Raw genomic sequence first — 2249 nt, forward strand, 5'->3', positions numbered from 1 at the left:
ATGTCCAGCTTCGAGATCGCCGCCAAACGCCTCGGCGCGGACGTGGTCACCATGCCGGTCGCCGCCTCAAGCGTGAAAAAGGGCGAGACACTGATCGACACAGCGATGACGCTCAACGCCATGGCGCCTGATGCGATCGTGATCCGCCATTCTGCTTCTGGCGGCGTGAAGCTTCTTTCCCGCAAGGTCGATTGCGCCGTGATCAATGCCGGCGACGGGACACACCAGCACCCGACGCAGGGCCTGCTCGATACGCTGACCATCCGCCGCGCCAAGGGCCGGATCGAAGGCCTCAAGGTCACGATCTGCGGCGACATCCTGCATTCGCGCGTCGCCCGCTCGACCACATTGGCGTTGCACCTCCTCGGCGCTGAGGTGACGCTGTGCGGGCCCGCGACGCTGATGCCGTCTGGCACCGAGACATGGGGCGCCGCCCGCGCCCTCAATGATTTCGACAAGGCGATCGAAGGCGCTGATGTCGTCATGATGCTCCGGCTTCAGCTGGAGCGCATGGCCGGCGCTTATCTGCCGAGCCAGCGCGAATATTTCCGGAGCTTCGGCCTGACTGCCGAACGTCTCAAACGCGCCGCGCCCGATGCGACCGTCATGCACCCAGGCCCGATGAATCGCGGCATCGAGATCGAGAGCGCGATTGCCGATGGTGATCGGTCCGTTATCACAGAGCAGGTCGAGATGGGTGTCGCCGTTCGCGAAGCAGTCCTCAAACTCCTGTCGGGGAGGCGCAAATGAAGACGATGATCGCGAATGCCTACCTGCTTTGCCCGGCCAACAAAATCGAAGGCCCGGGCAATCTCGTCATCGAGGACGGCAAGATTGCCCAAGTCGGCGGCCCGGCCATCGAGCCGGATGAATATATAGATGCGCGCGGCCTCTATCTTGCCCCCGGCCTTGTCGATCTCCGCGTCAAGACGGGCGAACCGGGCGCCGAACAAAAAGAGACGCTGGCGACAGCCTCGCGCGCGGCGGTTGCTGGGGGCGTCACCAGCCTGGTCGTCATGCCGGACACAGATCCGGTCATCGACGATGTCGCGCTCGTCCAGTTCATTGCCAATCGCGGCAAGGAAACGGCCAAAACCCGCATCTATCCCGCCGGGGCGCTGACGAAGGGCCTCAAAGGTGAGGCCATGGCCGAAATCGGCCTGATGCAGGGCTCGGGCGCTGTCTTCTTCACCAATGGTGACTGGCCGATCTGCGACACTTCTGTCCTCCGCCGGACGATGGCCTATGCGGCAAGCTGCGGCGCCATAGTCGCCAGCCGGGCCGATGAGAAATCACTGTCTGGCAAGGGCGTCATGAATTCCGGCGCGTTCGCCGCCCGCAAGGGACTATCCGGCCTGCCGCGCGAGGCTGAATGGATTGGCCTGTCGCGCGATCTCCTGCTCGCCAGGGCCACCGGATGCACGTTGCTGGTCGATCAGGTCTCGACCGCGCGCAGCATCGACATGATCAAGGCCGCCCGCGCAGACGGCACGAAGGTTTTCGTCAGCGTTGCTGCCCATCATCTCTTTTTCAACGAACTCGATGTTGGGGACTATCTCACCTACTGCAAGGTGAACCCGCCCTTCCGGCCCGAAGTGGATCGCCAGGCGCTGATCGAGGCGCTCGCCGCCGGAGAGATAGATGCCGTCGTCTCCGCTCACGATCCCCAGCCACCTGAAGAAAAGCGCCTGCCCTTCGGCGAGGCGAGCTTTGGCGCGGCGGGTCTTGAGACGGTGCTGTCAGCCCTGATCTCACTGGTTCAGGATGACCGCCTGAGCCTGCTTGAGGCGCTTGCCCCGGTGACCTGCCGGCCGGCCGACATGATCGATCAGCGACAAGGCCGGCTTGCGGAGGGCGCACCGGCCGATCTCATCCTGTTTGATCCGGGCACCCCATGGCTCTGCGAGCGCGAGGATCTGAGATCCCGCTCGCTGAATTCGCCCTTCGATGGCCGGCGGATGACGGGCCGCGTCATGCGGACCTTTATTGGCGGAGAGACAGTCTTCGAACGCTAGGCCGCGAGGCTGAGCACTTTCACGAGCCGGGATCTCATCCAGTCTTCACTGACATCGCGATCCTTCGACAACAGGTCGAGCTCGGTGCCCCTGCAGACGCTGACCGCGAGGCTCGCATAATAGGACGCCTCTTCGCATCCAACGGCCTGCAGCGCCTCGATCACCTTCTCCTCGACAAGACGCGACCAGCGCCTGACAACATCCTTGATGTCGCTATCGCGGCAGGCGTAGAGG

The 2249-nt window shown here is 63.7% G+C and carries 3 protein-coding genes; 2 read left to right on the plus strand and 1 reads right to left on the minus strand.

Going from position 1 to position 2249, the window contains the following annotated elements; all coding sequences use genetic code 11:
• Positions 1-750: aspartate carbamoyltransferase catalytic subunit (locus WA989_RS17520; RefSeq protein WP_424341763.1), on the plus strand; the 750-nt coding region annotated here is incomplete at its 5' end.
• Complete coding sequence (pyrC, locus tag WA989_RS17525; protein ID WP_424341764.1) at positions 747-2015, plus strand: dihydroorotase; 1269 nt, start codon at positions 747-749, stop codon at positions 2013-2015. The genes WA989_RS17520 and pyrC, both read left to right, overlap by 4 nt.
• On the opposite strand, the gene WA989_RS17530 is transcribed toward pyrC, so the two are convergent.
• Positions 2012-2249 (minus strand): hypothetical protein (locus WA989_RS17530; RefSeq protein ID WP_424341765.1); only part of this gene is annotated, 238 nt, incomplete at its 5' end. The two genes, pyrC and WA989_RS17530, sit on opposite strands and share 4 nt — an antisense overlap.

The organism is Henriciella sp., from assembly GCF_049649345.1.
Classification (GTDB): domain Bacteria; phylum Pseudomonadota; class Alphaproteobacteria; order Caulobacterales; family Hyphomonadaceae; genus Henriciella.